Source organism: Paraburkholderia sp. J63 (assembly GCF_905220245.1).
Classification (GTDB): domain Bacteria; phylum Pseudomonadota; class Gammaproteobacteria; order Burkholderiales; family Burkholderiaceae; genus Paraburkholderia.
In genome coordinates this window covers 34,881-53,580 of sequence record NZ_CAJMZF010000016.1, presented here as the reverse complement: position 1 = coordinate 53,580, position 18,700 = coordinate 34,881, and the positions used below count along the sequence as shown (strand labels likewise).

Here is an 18,700-nt window from a genome sequence, read left to right as displayed (position 1 = left end):
CGTATCACGACGACGACGAAGACGTCGGCTTGTTACGCCACGCCGAACCCAGGCCGCCCAGCAGCGCCGCGAGCGGCTGCTTCGGCTTTTGCGAGGTGGCGGCGGCCGCGGGCTTGTCCTCGGCCTGGCTGCGCGCGCTCGGCGACGGCTCGTAAGGCTTCAGGAAGAAGTCGTCGACGGGCTGCGCCTGGCGGTGATGATGCGGCCGCTCGTACGCGCCGGCGCGGCGGTGGCCCACGCGCTCCCCGCGGCCTTCGTGACTGTGGCCGTCGCGCCCGTCACGCTCCCGGCGGCGGCTGCCGCCCTCGTGATGCGCGACCGGCGTGTCGACCACGAGACGCTCGACGGTCAGCGGGCGCTTGATCAGCTTTTCGATGTCGGCGAGCTGCTTCTTCTCGCTCGGGCTGCACAGCGAGAGCGCGTCGCCCGAGGCGCCCGCGCGGCCCGTGCGGCCGATACGGTGCACGTAGTCTTCGGCGTTGAACGGCAGATCGAAGTTGATGACGGCCGGCAGCTCGGCGATGTCGAGGCCGCGCGCGGCCACGTCGGTTGCCACCAGCGCCTCGATCTCGCCGCGCTTGAAGGCGTCGAGCGCCTGCATGCGCTCGTTTTGCGAGCGGTCGCCGTGAATCGCGGCGGCCACGATGCCCTGCTTCTCGATCTGGCGCGCGAGCCGGCTCGCGCCGATCTTGCTGTTGCAGAACACGATCACCTGCTTCAGGCCCCGGTCACGGATCAGTTGCACCACGGCGCCCGTCTTGTCACCTTCGGCCACTTCATAGACGACCTGGGTGACATTGGTGGCCGTCGAGTTGCTGCGCGCGACCTCGATGGTCTGCGGCGTGCGCAGGTAGGTCGCCGCGAGCTTCTTGATTTCGGGCGAGAACGTGGCCGAGAACAGCAGCGTCTGACGCTCCTTCGGCAGCAGGTTCAGGATGCGCTGGAGGTCCGGCAGGAAGCCCATGTCGAGCATGCGGTCGGCTTCGTCGAGCACCAGCATCTGCACCTGGCCCAGATTCGTGGTCTTCTGCTGCACGTGATCGAGCAGGCGGCCCGGCGTCGCGATCAGGATTTCCACGCCCCGGCGCAGCTCGTCCGATTGCGGATTCATGTCGACGCCGCCGAACACCACCGCGCTGCGCAGCGCCGTGTGCTGCGCGTAGGTGCGCACGTTGTTGGCGACCTGGTCCGCGAGCTCGCGCGTGGGCGTGAGGATCAGCGCGCGCACCGGATGGCGCGCGGGCGAGGCGCTCGTGCTCGCCATCGGCAGCAGGCGCTGCAGGATCGGCAGCGAGAAGCTCGCCGTCTTGCCGGTGCCGGTTTGCGCGGCGCCCATCACGTCGCGGCCCGTGAGGACCACGGGAATGGCCTGCGCCTGAATGGGCGTGGGCGTCGTGTAGCCCTGCTCCTTGATCGCCTTGAGGATCTCGGGCGCGAGGCCGAACTGATCGAAGGTCTCGGTGCTGGGCTTGACGGCTGTGTCGGACATGGTGGCTTCGCTATAAAGGCGCTATGCGCGTGAGGCGCGGCGCGCCTCTGAATAATCACTGCTGGTTGCTGCCGGGTTGCTTCGAAACGTGCTGGCAAACCGTGCTGACGAACGCTACGGCGGCTGCGGGGCCGCAGCGGCTTTCTGCCCGGACTGCCGGCCGCGGCAGCCGCGGCGTCAATTCGACGAACGGCTCGCGCAAGATGCCCGGCATTTTCGCGGGAACGCCATCGATCGATGGTGCGCAGGGTGCGCTGGCTGCACGGCCGCGCTCGACCCGCTCGTTCCCTTGTTGCCGGCCGGTGTGCCTCGATGCACTTTCATGCACGCTGGCCCGGCCGCTTCAGTCGATGTCGACGTCCTGACGCCCCGGCGTCCGTAATGTCCGCCTTGCGTCCCCACTTCATGGCGCCGGATCGTACCGGCGCTCACGGGCGTGGCAATCTGCCCCATCGCCGGCCGGAGCCCGCCACGAGGGCGGACGCAATCCGGCGAAAGGCCGGTATTGTAGCACCTTGGCATAAATCCCTATGGCCGCGCGGATCGGCTTCTGCAACGCCGGGCGCCGCACGGCCGGACCCAGACTGCGGCAGATCCGGCCCTTTGTGGCCATCCAGGCCAATTCAAACCGCCCGCGCTCACCACGTTTCGCGCATCACCATGAGCCGCAGCTCGGTCATGTCCTCGATCGCGTAGCGCACGCCCTCGCGCCCGAGGCCCGAATCCTTCACGCCGCCATACGGCATGTTATCGACGCGAAATGACGGAACATCGTTGATCACGACGCCGCCCACTTCGAGCCCGTCCCAGGCGCGGTGCGCGTTCGCGAGCGAATCGGTGAAGACGCCCGCCTGGAGGCCGAAGTCGCTGTCGTTGACGATCTCGAGCGCCTTGCCGAAGTCCTCGAAGCGCTCGAGAATCGCCACCGGCCCGAACGCCTCGCGCCGGTAGAGCTCGGTATCGCGGCCCACGTTTTCGAGCAGCGTGGCCTCGAACATCGCGCCGTCGACCTGGCCGCCCGCGACGATCTTCGCGCCCGCCTGCACCGCGCGCTCCATCCAGCCCGCCAGACGCTTCGCCTCGGATCCGGAGATCATCGGCCCGACGAAGGTCTGTTCGTCCTTCGGGTCGCCCATCTTGAGCGATTTCACCTTGGCGATCAGCTTCTCGCGCAGCGCGTCGTAGATCGACGCGTGCACGAGAATGCGCTGCACGCCGATACAGCTCTGCCCCGACTGGTAATAGGCGCCGAACGCGAGCCGGTCGACTACGTAGTCGAGCTTCGCGCCCTGATCCGCGTCGACCACGGCCGCCGCGTTGCCGCCCAGTTCGAGCACCACTTTCTTCTTGCCCGCCTTGTTCTTGAGATCCCAGCCCACGGCGGGCGAGCCCGTGAACGAGAGCAGCTTGAAGCGCTCGTCGGTGGTGAAGAGATCGGCGCCGTCGCGGTGCGCGGGCAGGATCGAGAATGCGCCCTTGGGCAGATCGGTTTGCGCGAGCACCTCGCCGATGATGAGCGCGCCCACCGGCGTGCGGCTCGCGGGCTTCAGGACGAACGGCACGCCCGCCGCGAGCGCCGGCGCGACCTTGTGCGCGGCGAGGTTGAGCGGGAAGTTGAACGGCGAGATGAACGAGCACGGTCCGATCGGCACGCGCTTCACGTAGCCGTGATAGCCCTTCGCGCGCGCCGAGATTTCGAGGTTCACGATGTCGCCGTCGATGCGCACGCTCTCCTCGGCGGCCACGCGGAACGTGTCGATCAGGCGCGTGACTTCGCCGCGCGAATCGTTGATCGGCTTGCCTGCCTCGATGCACAGCGCCATCGCGAGCTCGTCGAAGCGCTCGCGAAAGCGCGCGACGCAGTGGTCGATCACGGCCTGGCGCTTGAAGGGCGGGAACGCGCGCATGGCGGGCATCGCGGCCTCGGCGGCGGCGATGGCCTGGTCGATGGCCTTCGCATCGGCGAGCGCGACGCGCGTGGCGACGGCGCCGCTGTATTTGTCGGTGACTTCGAGATCGGTGTTGGCGGCAACGGCCTCGTTGGCCAGGTAATACGGATAAGTCGGTTTCAGCATGACGTGTTCTCCGGAAATACGGGGCGTGGCGCAAGGCACGCGCCTGTTCGTTGTGCAGCCCGCACGCCGCGGCACCTCAGAGCTGCGCGCTCAGCCGCTTGATCTCGCGATTGAGCACGCGTTCGTTGTCCGAATAGTCGACGGGCACGTCGATCACATGCACGCCCGGCGTCGAGAAACACTGCCCGATGAGCGGCGCGAGCTGATCCGCCTCGCTCACGCGATGGCCGTGCGCGCCATAGCTCTGCGCGTACTCGACGAAATCGGGGTTCTGCAGCGTCATCCCGTAGTCGGGGAAATTCATGTTCTCCTGCTTCCAGCGGATCATGCCGAAGGCGTCGTCGCGCAGGATCAGCACGACGAGGTCGAGCTTCAGGCGCACCGCCGTCTCCACTTCCTGCGAGTTCATCATGAAGCCGCCGTCGCCGCAGACGGCGACCACCTTGCGCTCGGGGTGCACGATCTTCGTCGCGATGGCCGAGGGCAGCCCCGCGCCCATCGAGGCGAGCGCGTTGTCGAGCAGCAGCGAATTGGGCTCGCGCGCCCGGTAGTAGCGCGCGAACCAGATCTTGTACATGCCGTTGTCGAGGCAGAGGATGCCGTCCTCGGGCATCGCGCCGTAGACGTCGTGCACGAGGCGCACCGGATACATCGGAAAGCGCGGGTCGTGCTGGCCCTTCGCGAGATGCGCGTCGAAGTGGCGCTTGATCTCCTCGAAGCGCGCGAAATCCCACGCGTGCTCGCGCGGCTTGAGCGCTTCCTTCAATTGCCACACCGCGTTGGCGATGTCGCCCACCACCTCGATCTGCGGGAAATAGACGGGATCGACCTCGGCGCCCAGAAAATTCACGTGAATGACGGTCTTTTCCTCGGCGCTGCGCATGAAGAACGGCGGCTTTTCGATCACGTCGTGGCCGACGTTGATGATGCAGTCGGCGTGCTCGATCGCGCGGTGCACGAAGTCGCCGTCCGAGAGCGTGGCGTTGCCGAGCCACAGCGGATGCGATTCGTCGATCACGCCCTTGCCCATCTGCGTGGTGAAGAACGGGATGCCGGTCTGGTCGACGAACTCGCGCAGCACGTTGCGCGTGGTCTTGCGGTTGCCGCCCGCGCCGATCATCAGCAGCGGATGGCTCGCCGAGCAGATCGCCGCCACCGCATGCGCGACGGCCTTTTCCTCGGCGACGGGACGGCGGCTGTAGCTCTTGGGGATGGGCTTGCCGTCGCCCTCTTCGTCGGCCACGTCCTCGGGCAGCTCCAGATGCACCGCGCCCGGACGCTCCTGCTCGGCCTGGCGGAACGCCTCGCGCACGAGCGCCGGAATATTGCCGATGGAGACGATCTGGCGCGCGTACTTGGTGAGCGGCTCCATCATGCGCACCACGTCGACAATCTGGAAGTGGCCCTGCTTGCTGGTCTTGATGGGCTTCTGGCCCGTGACCATGAGCATCGGCATGCCGCCGAGCTGCGCATAGGCGGCGGCGGTCACGAAGTTGGTGGCGCCCGGCCCGAGCGTGGCGAGACACACGCCGGTGCGGCCCGTGAGCCGGCCATAGGTGGCGGCCATGAAGCCCGCGGCCTGTTCGTGACGCGTGACGATCAGACGGATCTTCGAGCGCCGCAGCGATTCGAGCAGATCGAGATTCTCCTCGCCCGGAATGCCGAACACGTATTCGACACCCTCGGCTTCGAGCGCCTTCACGAACAGATCGGATGCTTTCATCGGCTACCTCGCGGTTCTGCTAGCGCCAGTTCAATGCGCTTGCGTACGACATGGCCTATACGCAATCCGCATGAATCGTGCGCGACGACCGCCAGATTACGCCGGTGGCGCGGATCGCGTCGGCAAGCGTGCATCGGCTCCCGAGATCGCTCGCGCGGCGAGCGGCCTAGCGCATGATCGTGGCGCAGCCGGACACGATCGGCTTGGGGCTCGCTTCGTTCATGGCGTCGTAGAGATCGGCGCCGGGACCCTTGGTCCACCAGGTATAGCGGTCGGCGACGTACTTCACGCCGGACGCGGCGATCACGCCGACGAACAGCAGATTGCGGCCCTCGACGGGAACGAGCGCGAAGCTCTGCCCGTTGGTGCCGTTGATGTAGGTGACCTTGAAGGTCTTGCCGTCCGCGCAGGTATAGCGGAACGTGTGGCGCGGCTGGGTCTGGATCTCACGCACGTCGAGCGAGGCGGCCTGCGCCGCGAGGCTCGCGCCCATGCCGGCGCCGAGGACGGCAAGCGCTGCCGCGCAGGCCGCGAGCCTGCGCGGCAGCGCACGCGCGTCGGCCGGTGCGCTGAGGTTGTGGGCGAAGGGGCGCGCGTCGCTGCGTCCGCGGATCATGGCGTGTTCTCCGGTGTTGGGTTGAGCTGGGCGGGTACGTTGCGTCGCTGTTGCGTCGCTGTTGCGTCGGCTGGCGCGCCTGGCGCACGCGTCAGGGGTCGATCACATCGGCGCAGGCATCGGTGGGCGCGGCGGCCACGTGCCCGACCAGTGGCACGATCTTCAGGCCCGCGGACGCCACGCGGCACGGCGCGGCGGCAAGACCACAGCCCGAGAGCGCGAAAACGCATCCGACCACGGCCAGCGTGCGCAGCGCATACAGCGCAATCGACTTCATCATCCCCACCTTCCTGCAGTTGCGTGACACGATAACCCGGCAAACGCCGTGGCGCCTTGCGGATGCGCCGCCGCTGTCGCACGCCGCGCAGTGAAAAACCGAAATTATTTGGCGCCGGGCGCGCGGCGCGCATGCGGCAGATGCGCGCCGTGGTGAGCCAGGAGCACCGACTATTCCGACGCCTCGCCCGACACAGGACGCACCGCCGCCGCCGCGGTCCGTGCGCGCGAGCGTGCTTCCTCGATATCCGCGCCCGTCGCGAGCGCCACGCCCATCCGGCGCTTCACGAAGCTCTCGGGCTTGCCGAACAGGCGCAGGTCCGCGCCCGGCACGGCCAGCGCCTGCGCGACGCCCTCGAAGGCGATGCCGCGCGCATCCATGCCGCCATAGATCACCGCCGACGCGCCCGGCCCGCGCGCCGTCGTATCGACGGGCAGCCCGAGAATCGCGCGCGCATGCAATTCGAACTCCGAGAAGCGTTGCGACGCGAGCGTCACAAGGCCCGTATCGTGCGGACGCGGGCTCACTTCCGAGAACCAGACGTCGTCGCCGCGCACGAACAGCTCGACGCCGAAGAGGCCGCGGCCGCCCAGCGCCGCCGTCACCTTGTGCGCGATCTCGCGCGAGCGCTCGAGCGCCCTCGCGCTCATCGGCTGCGGCTGCCACGACTCCACATAGTCGCCGTCCACCTGGCGATGGCCGATCGGATCGCAGAAATATGTCTCGACGGCGCCGCTCGCGGAATCGGTCGCGCGCACGGTGAGCAGCGTGATTTCGTATTCGAAGTCGATGAAGCCTTCCACGATCACGCGGCCGTGATTCACGCGCCCGCCCGCGAGCGCGTATTGCCAGGCGCGCTCGACGTCGGCGTCGCTCCTGAGCACCGACTGCCCCTTGCCCGAGGACGACATCACCGGCTTCACCACGCACGGGTAGCCGACTTTCGCGATGCCGGCCTTCAGTTCGTCGAGCGAATCGGCGAACGCGTAAGGCGAGGTCGCGAGGCCAAGCTCCTCGGCGGCGAGGCGGCGGATGCCTTCGCGATTCATCGTGAGCTGCGCGGCGCGCGCCGTGGGGATCACGACGGCGGCGCCCTCGGCTTCGACGGCCGCCAGCGCATCGGTGGCGATGGCCTCGATCTCGGGCACGACGAGGTGCGGACGCTCGGCGTCGATGAGCGCGCGCAGCGCCTTGGGATCGGCCATGTCGATGACGTGGGCGCGATGCGCGACCTGATGGCCCGGCGCGTTTGCGTAGCGGTCGACGGCGATCACTTCGACGCCGAGGCGCTGCAGCGCGATGATCACTTCCTTGCCGAGCTCGCCCGCGCCGAGCAGCATGACACGGGTGGCGGAAGCGGAAAGCGGCGTGCCGATGCGAGTGCCGGTCTGCATGATGATCTCCAGGAATGACGATGAAGCCGCGCGCGAAACGCGCATGACGGGCGCGTTTCGGGATGCACGAAGGCGAGGGAGCGCCGATGTTAACACCGCCGGCAGCGCGCCGTGGCGCCTGCGCGTGAAATAGGCGCGAATTGCTCGCGAGTTGATCGCGAACGGTCCGCGAACGGTCCACGATGGCGGATGAATGGCTCAGCCATGGCGCCCGGAATGCGTCTCGACCGCGCCGGGAATACCGCTCGAACGTGTGCGCGAAGCCTGCTTTTGTGAATCTTTGACGAACGTTTGCGCTCGCATGCCGCCCCTTGGTGCGTTACGCTTACGCCTTCGCCAGTTACGAGGAACGATGCGATGCCCCACCGCTCGAGCGCACGCCCCGCCGCACGCAATATTGCGCGCCTGCTCGCCTCGCGTGTTTCACGTGTCTCACGCGCCGCGCCGCTCGCGGCGGCGGCAGCGGCTGCGCTGATGCTGGCCGCCTGCAAGCTGCCGGTTCACGAGCAATCGTCCGCGCCGCCGCCCGACCCGTTCACCCCCGCGGCAACGCAGTTGCTCGACAACACCCAGTGGCAGCTCGTCGAATGGAAACGCGCCGACGGCACGCTGCGCGCGGTGCCCGGCGCGAACACCGCCAACGGCGCGCCCACGGATACGGCGGGCGCACCGAACGCGCGGCCCGTCACGCTCGACCTGTCCACCGCCAGCGGCCAGCGCCGCGCGAGCGGCTTCTCGGGCTGCAATCGCTACATGGGCAGCTACACGCTCAAGGACGGGCTGATCTCGTTCGGCCAGCTCGCGGGCACGCGCATGGCGTGCATCGGCGCGGGCGGCGAAATCGAAGGCCCGTATCTCGACGCACTCGCGCATATCCAGCGTACAGGCGTACAGATGCGCGATCCGCAGGCGCTGCTGCTCATTCTCGACAATGGCGACCGTCTGACGTTCGCCCGTCCGGGTTCGTCCGCGGCCGCCGTCGCGCCGACCGGTGCATCCGGTGCATCCGGTGCATCCGGCGCCGCCGCGCCCGCGAAGCAGGGCGAGTGAGGCGTCGCACCGTCCGCAGCCGCGCCCTCGCACGGCGCGGCTCTTTTTTTGGCGCGCGCCGCAGCACGACGTGCGCACGCATGACGCGCACGGGTTGGCGGCGCAGGCCGCCACGACCTGATTTCCCGCTGAATTTTCCGCTGCAGGCTGCCCGATGTTCGGCCCCTCCGGCCTCACCTGGCGTCTATCCGATTGATGCCCGCGCCGGCAAAACTGCAGCGCCGCGGCAACGCGCATTGCCGTACGCCGAGGCCTGGCGGTTACACTCGACACGTTGCACCTCTTTGTTGCACCTCTTTTAATCGTTGATCTCTGGCATGCACACGGTAGTCCCTGGCTGGTTCGGCTTATCGGCCGTCTGGTTCATCCCTCTGATCTGGCGGCTCGTGAAGTCGGTGCTGCCCGGCGGCGCGGGCTTGCGCGGCCCAGGCACCATCCGGCTCTGGCTCGGCTTTGTCTGCGTGTTGCTGGCGAGCTGCACGCTCGAGGCCACGCTCCTGCACATCGACGGCTTCGATGCGCTCGGGCATGCGCTCGCGCTCGGCCTCGGCAAGCTGGTCGGGCACACCGCCGCGCCGCTCGCCATGACGGCACTGCTGTTCGTGAGCCTGCCCTGGCTCATCGATTTCCGCTGGCGCAACTTCTTCGCATGGGCCGACGACTCGCTCGGATTCGGACTGAATATCCGTCTGGCGAGCAGCGACAACGACGACGGCGAGCGCCGTAGCCGTCGCGCCGCGAGGCAAGACGCCGCGCCGCCGCAAGGCGCGGCGCGCTCGGGGCTGGACGGCCTCGGCAGCCTGGGAAACCTCGGCAAGCTGGCGAGTGGCCTGGGTAGTGGACTCGGGCTCGGTGGCGGCGGCCTCGCCTCAGGCACGGGGCCGAGCATCGGCTCGGGCGGCGGCGCGGCCGAACCGCTCGACGGCACGCGCCGCAAGCGGCCGACCGTGTGGCGTCCGCAGATGCCCGGCAAACGCGCGGCGAGCGCCGCGGGTGCTGCCGGTGCCGCTGCCGGCGCTGCGGCGCAGGGCAAGGACGGTGCCTCCGCTGCGCACGGCGGCGCACGTGGCGGCGCCTCGCCCTGGCGCACCGAGCCGGATTTCGCTTCGCCGGAGCCCAGCCCCGCTGCCGCGTGGGCGCGCACCGAACCCACCGCACCGGCAGGCTGGCTGCGCGACGGCCAACCGGCCGCGCGCCCTCCCATGCCCGGCGCACATGGGCCCAATACCGTGAATACGGCGCCCGGCGATGCGTGGCGCAATCCGTCTTCGAGTCTGAATGGAACCGCGCCGCTGTCCGCGTCGGCTGGACCTGCGCGCGCTGGCGCGCCGGCCGATGCACGTCGCGGCTCGGCCATGGGCGCGCACGGCACGCCACTGCCGACACCGTCGGCCAGCTTCCCCGCTGACACCCGTCGCCAGGCAATGGCCGGCATCGGCGGCACGGCGGCTGGCATGGCCGCCTCCGCCGTGGCGGGAGCGCCTGGCGGTGCCGCGTTGGGCGGTATTGCGTCGAGCGGCGCTCTGTCGGGCCGTGCGTCCTTAGGTAGTGCGGCCCCAGGTAGCGCCCCGTCAGGCAGCGCGACGCTTGCTGGCGCGACCGGCAACTCAACGCCGTGGCGCGCGTCGCCGACACGTGCGGCAGCCACACTGGCGGCAGCTCCGCTTTCATCCCCGCTTTCGCCTCTGAGCGCGCCCGGTGCGCGCCCGGCGGCTGCATCGGCCGCGCACGCCGCGGCGCTCGCCTCGATGACCACCGTCACGCCGCGCGGCCCTTCGGCGCCGCGTGACCCGCTGGTGTCGCCCTTTGCGCAGCCGGCCCCCGTGCGCCGCAGCACGCCGCCGCCCGTTGCCGGCAGCACGGCCGCGCGCGCGGCGGCAGCGGCCGCACCGCAAGCGCGTCAGCAGAAGCCGCAGCGGCCGTTCGTCTGGCCGACGAAGAGCACGCCCAGCACGGCGCAACGGGCACCCGCGCCATTCGGTGCGTCCGCAACGACGCCGCTCGCGTCCGCGGGCCAGGTCACGCCGGCCTATTCCCGCCCCGCGCACGGCGCGGCATCCGCGCCGCAAGCGCCGCTCTCGACGAGCGTGCTCGAAACCTTGCGCTCGATCGAGGAAAACGCCGCCCGCTGGACGACGCTCGCGGGTGCGAGCCTCGCGCGCCGCAGCAGTATCGATCAGACCGTTGCGCAAACCGAAGCGCCCCTCCGTACGGAGGCGACGCCCACGTCCGGCGACGCGAGCGCCCCCCCGGCGCACGCGCAGTTTCCGCTCGCCGCGCCGCAGATCGCGCCGCCGCCCGAAACGGCGATGCCCGATGAAGCGCGCCCGGTTAACGGAGTGGGAGGAAACGCCGATGTGACAGCGCCTTCGGACGCCGCATCGGCCGGATTCGCTCAAGAGCCTGTAAGGGTGCGCGACGATGCGTCGCTGGCCTCGCCGCCTCTGGCGCAACGGGCCGAGCCCGCCTTGGTGTCCGTTACACCAACTGCCTCGATGGCACCGGTTGCGCCACTCGCCGATGCCGAATCCGGTACGCCGTGGACCTACGCCGACGACACATCGAATCCGTTCGCTCTGCCCTCGTTCCTCATCGATGTCCCGGAAGAAGACGCGCCGGCTGATGTGGCATCGGCGCCAGTATTCACGGCGCCTGGTTCAGTCGACGTAGTACCCGCCGAACCCGTCACGCCTGCCAAGTTCGTCAAACCTGTCACGTCCGTCGCCACCGCCACGCCTGCCGCAGCGGTCGCTCCACAGGCTACGACTCCATCAGCAGAGCACGCGAACTCGTCCATCCAGTGGCCGACCTTCGATAACGGCATGCCCTGGATCATGCTCGACGACGAGCTCGACGCAACCGAACCGGCAAACATTGCGCACGACGAAGCCGCCTCGACGCCCGAGCAAGCGCCTGCTGCTGCCAGCCTCGTAACGCCCGGCGACGCTGCCGCCGCGAATGCTGCCTCGTCGTCGGTGCCTCCCCTGCAGGATGCCGCCGCAAACGCGACGCACGAGGCGCACCAAACGCACGTAACGCCAATTCCCGAGGCAACGCGCGATGCCCCCGAACCGGAAAGCGCTGAAAACGTAATCCGCTTCCCGCGCGTTGCGACCGGGTCGTTGCACGCTGTGCCGTCCACGCCGGCAAGCGGCGACGCCATCGCGCAAGTTCCGCCCGTGAGCGCCGGGCAACGCGAGGACGCTCCGGTTGACCACTACGAAGCCCCGTCGCGCACGCCGGACACCAACGTGTTCACGCCGACACCCATCGTCGAAGTGCCTTCGTTCCTGGCCGCCGTCCCGACTGCCGCGCAGCCGACGCCCGTTGCGACGCCTGGCTTCGCGCCCCACGCACCTGTAGCGCCGCACGCCTGGCCGACGCCGGCTTCGTTCAGCACCGCGCCAGTCCACACAACCGATGCGCCCGCCATCGTGACCGCCGAGCCGGAGCCCGCGGAACCTGCAGAGTCTGGTCCGGAAGCGCCACAAGCCGCCTCCACGACACCGGCATCAGCATCTGAACCGGCATCAGTTAGCGTCACGAACACGCCCGCCGTTACCGCACCTCAAGCGGCGCCCCAGGCCACGCCTGGCACCGCACCATTCGTTGCGTCGACGGTCGAAGTGCAAGCGCAGACCGCTGCGCCCACAACGATCAAAGCGCAACCGCGCACGGCAGCGCCCACGACACCCGTCGCGCACGAACCAACAGCGCCGCTGTCGCCCACGAGCGTCGCACCGGGCGGCTACGCCGACGCGACCCCGCCCTGGGCGCAGCCACAGCCGGCAACAACCACGGCACAACCGCTCGCGGCCCTGGGCAACGGCGCACAAACACCGCCCGCCCCCCAGCCCGAAGCCCCGCGCCAGCCCGTGCGCGGCCATGCGCCGACCTCGTTCGAGTTCCAGCCGCTCAGTGCATCGGCGGTCGAGCTGCCCGGCATCGATCTGCTCGAGCGCGCCTCGTCCGAAATCGAGCCCGTCTCCGAGCAGAAGCTCGCCGAAACGAGCCAACTGATCGAGCAGCGCCTGCAGGAATTCAAGGTGCCCGTCACCGTCGTGGGCGCGTCGGCGGGCCCGGTCATCACGCGCTTCGAAGTCGAGCCCGCGCTCGGCGTGCGCGGCAGCCAGATCGTCGGCCTCATGAAGGACCTCTCGCGCGGCCTCGGCCTCACCTCCATCCGCGTGGTCGAGACCATCCCCGGCAAGACCTGCATGGGCCTCGAATTGCCCAATGCGCGCCGCCAGATGATCCGCCTTTCGGAGATCCTTGAATCGGCGCCCTACCACCGCTCGCAGTCGAAGCTCACGATCGCGATGGGCAAAGACATCGTCGGCCATCCGATCGTCACGGACCTCGCCAAGGCGCCGCACATGCTCGTCGCGGGCACGACCGGCTCGGGCAAGTCGGTGGCGATCAACGCGATGATCCTCTCGCTGCTCTACAAGGCGACGCCCGAGGACGTGCGGCTCATCATGATCGACCCGAAGATGCTCGAGCTCTCGGTCTACGAGGGCATTCCGCATCTGCTCGCGCCCGTTGTCACCGACATGAAGCTCGCCGCCAACGCGCTCAACTGGTGCGTGGGCGAGATGGAGAAGCGCTACCGGCTGATGTCGGCGGTGGGCGTGCGCAATCTCGCCGGCTTCAACCAGAAGATCCGCGACGCCGCCGCGCACGAGAAGAAGATCGGCAATCCGTTCTCGCTCACGCCCGAGGCGCCGGAGCCGCTCTCGCCGCTGCCGATGATCGTCGTGGTGATCGACGAGCTCGCCGACCTCATGATGGTGGCGGGCAAGAAGATCGAAGAGCTGATCGCGCGTCTCGCGCAGAAGGCGCGCGCGGCCGGCATCCACCTGATCCTCGCGACGCAGCGTCCTTCGGTGGACGTCATCACGGGTCTCATCAAGGCGAACATCCCGACGCGCGTGGCGTTCCAGGTGTCGTCGAAGATCGACTCGCGCACGATTCTCGATCAGATGGGCGCCGAGTCGCTGCTCGGCCAGGGCGACATGCTGTTCCTGCCGCCGGGCACGGGCTATCCGCAGCGCGTGCACGGCGCGTTCGTCGCCGACGAGGAAGTCCATGCCGTGGTCGAGTATCTGAAGCAGTTCGGCGAGCCGGAATACGTCGAAGGCATCCTCGACGGGCCGGCCGGCGAAGGCGCGCCGCAGGACCTGTTCGGCGACTCGCCCGACGCGGAAGCCGATCCGCTCTACGACGAAGCCGTCGCGTTCGTCGTGCGCACGCGGCGCGCGTCGATCTCGTCGGTGCAGCGGCAATTACGCATCGGCTATAACCGCGCCGCGCGCCTCGTCGAGCAGATGGAAGCGGCGGGACTCGTCTCGCCGATGGGCATCAACGGCAGCCGCGAAGTGCTCGTGCCGGGCCAGCCCGAATAAGCCAGCGCACACGATAAAACGCCGCACCGGACCCGATCCGGCGCGGCGTTTTTTTCATCCATCCACTCGCCGCGCGGCGCTCAGAATTCGTAGCGCGCCCAGAAGAATCCCAGATCGCCCTTGTTCGCGCCGCCCGGCAGGCGCGGAATGAACGCACCCATCACCGACGCGCGCCGATAGCGCAGCGAGGCCACCGGCAGAACCAGCGGAAACGGCACGTAGTGCGCGATATCGGCGCGCGCGCTAAAGCCCGCGAAGTAGCCGCCGCCGATCGAGAGGCCGCCCAGCACCGGCTTCGTGTACCACTGGCGCGCCCAGCCGCCGATCGGCTCGGGGCTGTCGTGCGAGTCCATGAAGACGAACAGGAACAGGATGTCGTCGTTGCCGTTTTCGTCGGTGAAATGCTTGCCCGCTCCGCCGCCCCACGACTTCGCATTGAGCGCGTGACGCTCCTCGGCGGTGTAGCCGTCGATATGCCAGCCATAGCCGGTCAGATAGAGATCCCACGTGCCCTGGTCCCACACGCGCTCGACGCGTGAGCAGGCGCCCGCGATCCAGGCGCTCGAAAAGTCGCACGCGGCGCGCGCATTGTTTGGCAGACCGAACTGAAGCAGGACCGCCACGCCGATCGGCAAGGCGAACGCGTTGACTGCGCGTGGTATCCGGGCCATGTGGAAACCTCACACGGATCGCAGCGGCGGCGCCGCGCGCATGCCCACGCGCGGCGCCCCGCTTCAAGGCGCGACGAACTTGAAGTCGACGGGCGAGCCGATATCGATCCGCTTCGGATTCGGTTCGAGCAGGCCCGTCTCCTGATCGCGGCGGAACACGTAGGCCGTGTCGCTGTTCTGGTTGCCGACGATGAGCCACTGGCCGCTCGGATCGATCGCGAACTCGCGCGGCGACTTGCCGAGGCTCGACTGACGGCCCACGCGCTTGAGCTTGCCCGTCTGCGCGTCGACGGCAAAGATCGAGATGTCGTTGGCGTCGCCGCGGTTCGACACGTAGAGGAACTTGCCGTCAGGCGAAAGGTGCAGCGCCGCCGCGCCCACGGCGCCCTTGAAGCCCGGCTCCGCGAGCTTGTCGACCTGTTCGAGCGTCATATGGCCGTCGTGATACGCGAACACGCTTATCGTGCCCGCCAGCTCGCTCGTGAGATACGCGTAGCGGCCATCGTTGCCAAAGACGAGATGGCGCGGGCCCGTGCCGGCCTTCACATCGGTATAGCGCCACTCGGCCGGGCTCACGAGGCCGCGGCTGCCATCGGGCGTATAGCGATAGGTCCAGAGCTTGTCGGTGCCGAGATCCTGGGTGAAGAGGTAGCGCCCGTCCGGCGAAAACACCGTGGAGTGCACGTGCGCGTTGTCCTGGCGCCCCTTCACGGGGCCGCCGCCCTCGTGGTGCACGGTGAGCACCGATTGGCCGAGCTTGCCGTCCTGCTCGACGGGCAGCACCGCGAAGCTGCCGCCGGGGTCCGCGGCCACCGAGTAGTTGGCGACGAACAGGTAGCGTCCATCGGGCGAGAGGCTCAGATAGCACGGGTCGTTGCCCTGCGAGGACACCTTGTCGAGGAACGTGAGCTGGCCGCTCGCGGCGTCGAAGCCGAACGCGCTCACGTCGCCGCGCAAGCTCGCCGGGCCGTTGTCGCCGGGCAGCTCGTTCACGGCATAGACGAAGCGCTTGTCCTTGCTCACCACGAGATACGACGGATTCACCGTCTTCGCCACGCTCACCTGCTGGGCGTCACCCGTCTTCGAATCGAAGCGATAGACGTAGATGCCCTCGCTCTTGCCACCGGTATAGGTGCCGACGATCAGGTCGTAGACGCCATTGGCCGCATTGGCCATGGTGTCGGCGGGCGCCGTGCCCGCGCTGGTCTGAGCGAACGCCTGGGTTGCGGCGACTGAGGCCATGATGGCAATACCCTTGATGATCTGATGAATGAAGCCGCGCCTTTTCGTGCGCGGCGCATGGTGACGACGATCACGCCGATGCGCGGGCATGGCGATTGCGGCGGCATGAACCTGAAACATGTCGACCTCCTTTTTCTTGTCGAAGCTGGAGCGAATCGGCGGCGCACGGCGGCGCGAGTCGATGCCAACGAGCATTGCGCGAACACCGATCTGCCGCGCGAATGTTATGAGGGTTTGAAGCCCAGTATAAGAGACGTTGCGCGCGGCTGGGCGTTGGGCGCGCAGCGCACTTCATGCTTCGCCACGCCCGGCTATCCAACACCGTGGGAGAAACACTATGGACGTCCATGTCGCCATCGGCCCGCTCGTCGCGCTCATCGCCGGCATCCTGATCCTCGTGGTGCCGCGCCTGCTCAACTACATCGTTGCGCTATATCTCATCATCATCGGCTTGATCGGGCTCTTCGGCGTCGGCGGGCATCTCGGGCATTTTTGATGCCGGCTGTTGATGCCGGCCGCGCCTTCGCGAAAGTTCCCGCATCGGTCTTTTGTGCGCGGCGGGCAGTAAAACGCGTTGCGCGAGTCCCCCCGCACCCACTACTCTTGTGCGTGCATGTGCCCTATCCGCGGGCCTGTTCCTGTTCGTAACGGGCCCAAGCGTAATGCTGTCAATCTGCTTACCATGCCTGCACTCATCGAAGACTATGCAATGATCGGCGACGGCCATACGGCCGCGCTTGTGTCCCGCGACGGTTCCATCGACTGGCTCTGCTGGCCGCGCTTCGACTCCGGCGCGTGCTTCGCGGCGCTGCTCGGCACTCCGGAAAACGGCCGCTGGCTGATTGCGCCCGTCCCGCCCGCCGACGGCGCCCAGGCCGAAATCAAGACCACGCGCCGCTACCGCGGCGACACGCTGATCCTCGAAACCGACTTCGAGACGCCCGAGGGCGCCGTCACGCTCATCGACTTCATGCCGCCCGGCAATGGCTGGAGCGAGCTCGTGCGGCTCGTGGTGGGCCGGCGCGGCACCGTGCGCATGCAGTGCGAGCTCGTGCTGCGCTTCGACTATGGCTTTTCCGTGCCGTGGGTGAGCCGCCTCACTTACGAGAGCGGCATCAAGGCCACGGTCGGCCCGGACACCGTGGTGCTGCGCACGCCCGTCGACCTCCAGGGCGAGAACATGCGCACCGTCGCCGAATTCGACGTGAGCGAAGGCGAGCGCGTGCCGTTCTCGATGGCCTACGCGGCCTCGCATCTGCGCCTGCCGCCGCCGCGCGACCCGTTCACGGCGCTCGCGCGCACCGAGAACTTCTGGGAGGAGTGGTCGGCGCGCGGCACCGTCGAGGGCCGCTGGGCCGAGCCCATCCGCCGCTCGCTCATCACGCTCAAGGCGCTCGCGTTCGAGCCCACGGGCGGCATCGTCGCCGCGCCCACCACGTCGCTGCCCGAGCAACTGGGCGGCACGCGCAACTGGGACTACCGCTACTGCTGGCTGCGCGACGCCACCATCACGCTGCTCGCGATGATGCGCGGCGGCTATTACGACGAGGCGCGCGCCTGGCGCGCGTGGCTCGGCCGCGTGATGGCGGGCTCGCCCTCGCAGTTGCAGATCATGTACGGCCTCGCCGGCGAGCGCCGCCTGCCCGAGTTCGAGCTCGACTGGCTGCCGGGCTACGAAGGCGCGAAGCCGGTGCGCGTGGGCAACAACGCGGTCGGGCAATTGCAGCTCGACGTTTATGGCGAAGTCATGAACGCGCTGCATCTCGCGCGCGTGGGCGGTCTGCAGGCCGACGAAACCGCGTGGTCGATCCAGTGCGCGATGCTCGAGCATCTGGAGAAGATCTGGACCGAGCCCGACGAAGGCATCTGGGAGACGCGCGGCGGACGCCAGCACTTCACGTTCTCGAAGGTCATGGCGTGGGTGGCGTTCGACCGCTGCATCCGCTCGGCCGAAAAATTCGACCTGCCGGGCCCGCTCGATCACTGGCGCACGCTGCGCGACACCATCCACGCGACCATCTGCGAGCGCAGCTTCAATCCCGCGCTCAACTCGTTCACGCAGATCTATGGCGGCACCGATCTCGACGCGAGCCTCCTGCTCATGCCGCTCGTGGGCTTCTTGCCCGCGACCGACCCGCGCATCGCGGGCACGGTCACGGCCATCGAGCGCGACCTGATGTGTGAAGGTTTTGTGATGCGCTACCGCACCACCGAGTTCAACGACGGCCTGCCCCCCGGCGAAGGCGCGTTCCTCGCCTGCAGCTTCTGGATGGTGGACAACCTCGCGCTCCAGGGCCGCATGGACGACGCGCGCAAGATGTACGAGCGCCTGATCGCGCTCGCCAACGACGTCGGGCTGCTCGCCGAGGAATACGACCCGATCGAAGGCCGGCTTGTGGGAAATTTCCCACAAGCGTTCTCGCATGTGGCGCTCGTCCATACGGGCCTCAATTTGATGCGCCACGAGCAGGAAATGGCCCGGGCGACGGGGCATCCGGCGGTTGGCGGCGTTCCGCCGATCGAATCGGACCTCGCGACGACGACCAGTACGGCGTCGTAAAGCGACGAAAAGGGATAAAAAAGGTTCGATACTGCACGAAAGCGACCATGCCCGTGCCCCAAGTGCGCTACACTTGAAATCTGCGTTGCTGCGTTGCACAACGATCGGACCTGGCCGGAAACCGGATGGCGGTTTCTGGCACGAGGATTCGCGTTGGCTCGCGGCAAGCCGTGTGCCGCGCCGCTTGAGCGGCCGACT

General features: G+C 68.3%; 12 protein-coding genes. 4 read left to right on the top strand and 8 right to left on the bottom strand.

The genetic code is table 11. The annotated features are described in order from the left end of the window. Nucleotides 1–4: 4 nt before the first annotated feature. The 6 genes from U5775_RS18710 to purT all read right to left on the bottom strand — a co-directional run bounded on the left by U5775_RS18710 (nucleotide 5) and on the right by purT (nucleotide 7,574). The gene (locus U5775_RS18710) at nucleotides 5–1,489 is read right to left on the bottom strand and encodes a DEAD/DEAH box helicase (protein WP_322059580.1); all 1,485 of its coding nucleotides are present in this window, start codon (nucleotides 1,487–1,489) and stop codon (nucleotides 5–7) included. A gap of 638 nt (nucleotides 1,490–2,127) precedes the next feature. After that, nucleotides 2,128–3,564 carry an aldehyde dehydrogenase family protein gene (locus U5775_RS18705; protein ID WP_322059579.1) on the bottom strand — a complete coding sequence of 479 codons (1,437 nt, stop codon included), beginning with the start codon at nucleotides 3,562–3,564 and terminating at the stop codon, nucleotides 2,128–2,130. Between the two features lie 76 nt (nucleotides 3,565–3,640). Then, nucleotides 3,641–5,287, bottom strand: coding sequence for an acetolactate synthase large subunit (locus U5775_RS18700; protein ID WP_322059578.1), 1,647 nt, complete (start codon nucleotides 5,285–5,287; stop codon nucleotides 3,641–3,643). 166 nt (nucleotides 5,288–5,453) lie between these two features. After that, complete coding sequence (locus U5775_RS18695; protein ID WP_415913604.1) at nucleotides 5,454–5,903, bottom strand: MliC family protein; 450 nt, start codon at nucleotides 5,901–5,903, stop codon at nucleotides 5,454–5,456. Between the two features lie 91 nt (nucleotides 5,904–5,994). Beyond that, nucleotides 5,995–6,180, bottom strand: coding sequence for a DUF6726 family protein (locus U5775_RS18690; protein ID WP_322059673.1), 186 nt, complete (start codon nucleotides 6,178–6,180; stop codon nucleotides 5,995–5,997). A 170-nt stretch (nucleotides 6,181–6,350) separates the two neighbouring features. Continuing rightward, a complete protein-coding gene (gene purT / locus U5775_RS18685) occupies nucleotides 6,351–7,574 on the bottom strand; it encodes a formate-dependent phosphoribosylglycinamide formyltransferase (RefSeq protein ID WP_322059577.1) in 1,224 nt (407 codons plus the stop codon). A gap of 357 nt (nucleotides 7,575–7,931) precedes the next feature. Between purT and U5775_RS18680 the strand changes: the two genes are divergently transcribed. Beyond that, nucleotides 7,932–8,624, top strand: a complete 693-nt coding sequence (locus U5775_RS18680; RefSeq protein ID WP_415913603.1) for an META domain-containing protein — start codon at nucleotides 7,932–7,934, stop codon at nucleotides 8,622–8,624. 317 nt (nucleotides 8,625–8,941) lie between these two features. After that, nucleotides 8,942–14,029 carry a DNA translocase FtsK gene (locus U5775_RS18675; RefSeq protein WP_322059576.1) on the top strand — a complete coding sequence of 1,696 codons (5,088 nt, stop codon included), beginning with the start codon at nucleotides 8,942–8,944 and terminating at the stop codon, nucleotides 14,027–14,029. 80 nt (nucleotides 14,030–14,109) lie between these two features. Here U5775_RS18675 and U5775_RS18670 read toward each other — a convergent pair whose 3' ends face one another. Further along, the gene (locus U5775_RS18670) at nucleotides 14,110–14,700 is read right to left on the bottom strand and encodes an antimicrobial peptide resistance and lipid A acylation PagP (RefSeq protein ID WP_322059575.1); all 591 of its coding nucleotides are present in this window, start codon (nucleotides 14,698–14,700) and stop codon (nucleotides 14,110–14,112) included. A 63-nt stretch (nucleotides 14,701–14,763) separates the two neighbouring features. Continuing rightward, nucleotides 14,764–16,032 (bottom strand): lactonase family protein, encoded by a 1,269-nt coding sequence (locus U5775_RS18665; RefSeq protein WP_415913605.1) that lies wholly within the window; start codon nucleotides 16,030–16,032, stop codon nucleotides 14,764–14,766. Between the two features lie 247 nt (nucleotides 16,033–16,279). On the opposite strand from U5775_RS18665, the gene U5775_RS18660 reads away from it, so the two are divergent. Together U5775_RS18660 and U5775_RS18655 are read left to right on the top strand one after the other, a co-directional pair. Then, entirely contained in the window at nucleotides 16,280–16,438 is a 159-nt protein-coding gene (locus tag U5775_RS18660; protein ID WP_322059574.1) for a DUF3096 domain-containing protein, read from the top strand. A 186-nt stretch (nucleotides 16,439–16,624) separates the two neighbouring features. Further along, entirely contained in the window at nucleotides 16,625–18,502 is a 1,878-nt protein-coding gene (locus U5775_RS18655; RefSeq protein WP_322059573.1) for a glycoside hydrolase family 15 protein, read from the top strand. Nucleotides 18,503–18,700 lie beyond the last annotated feature (198 nt).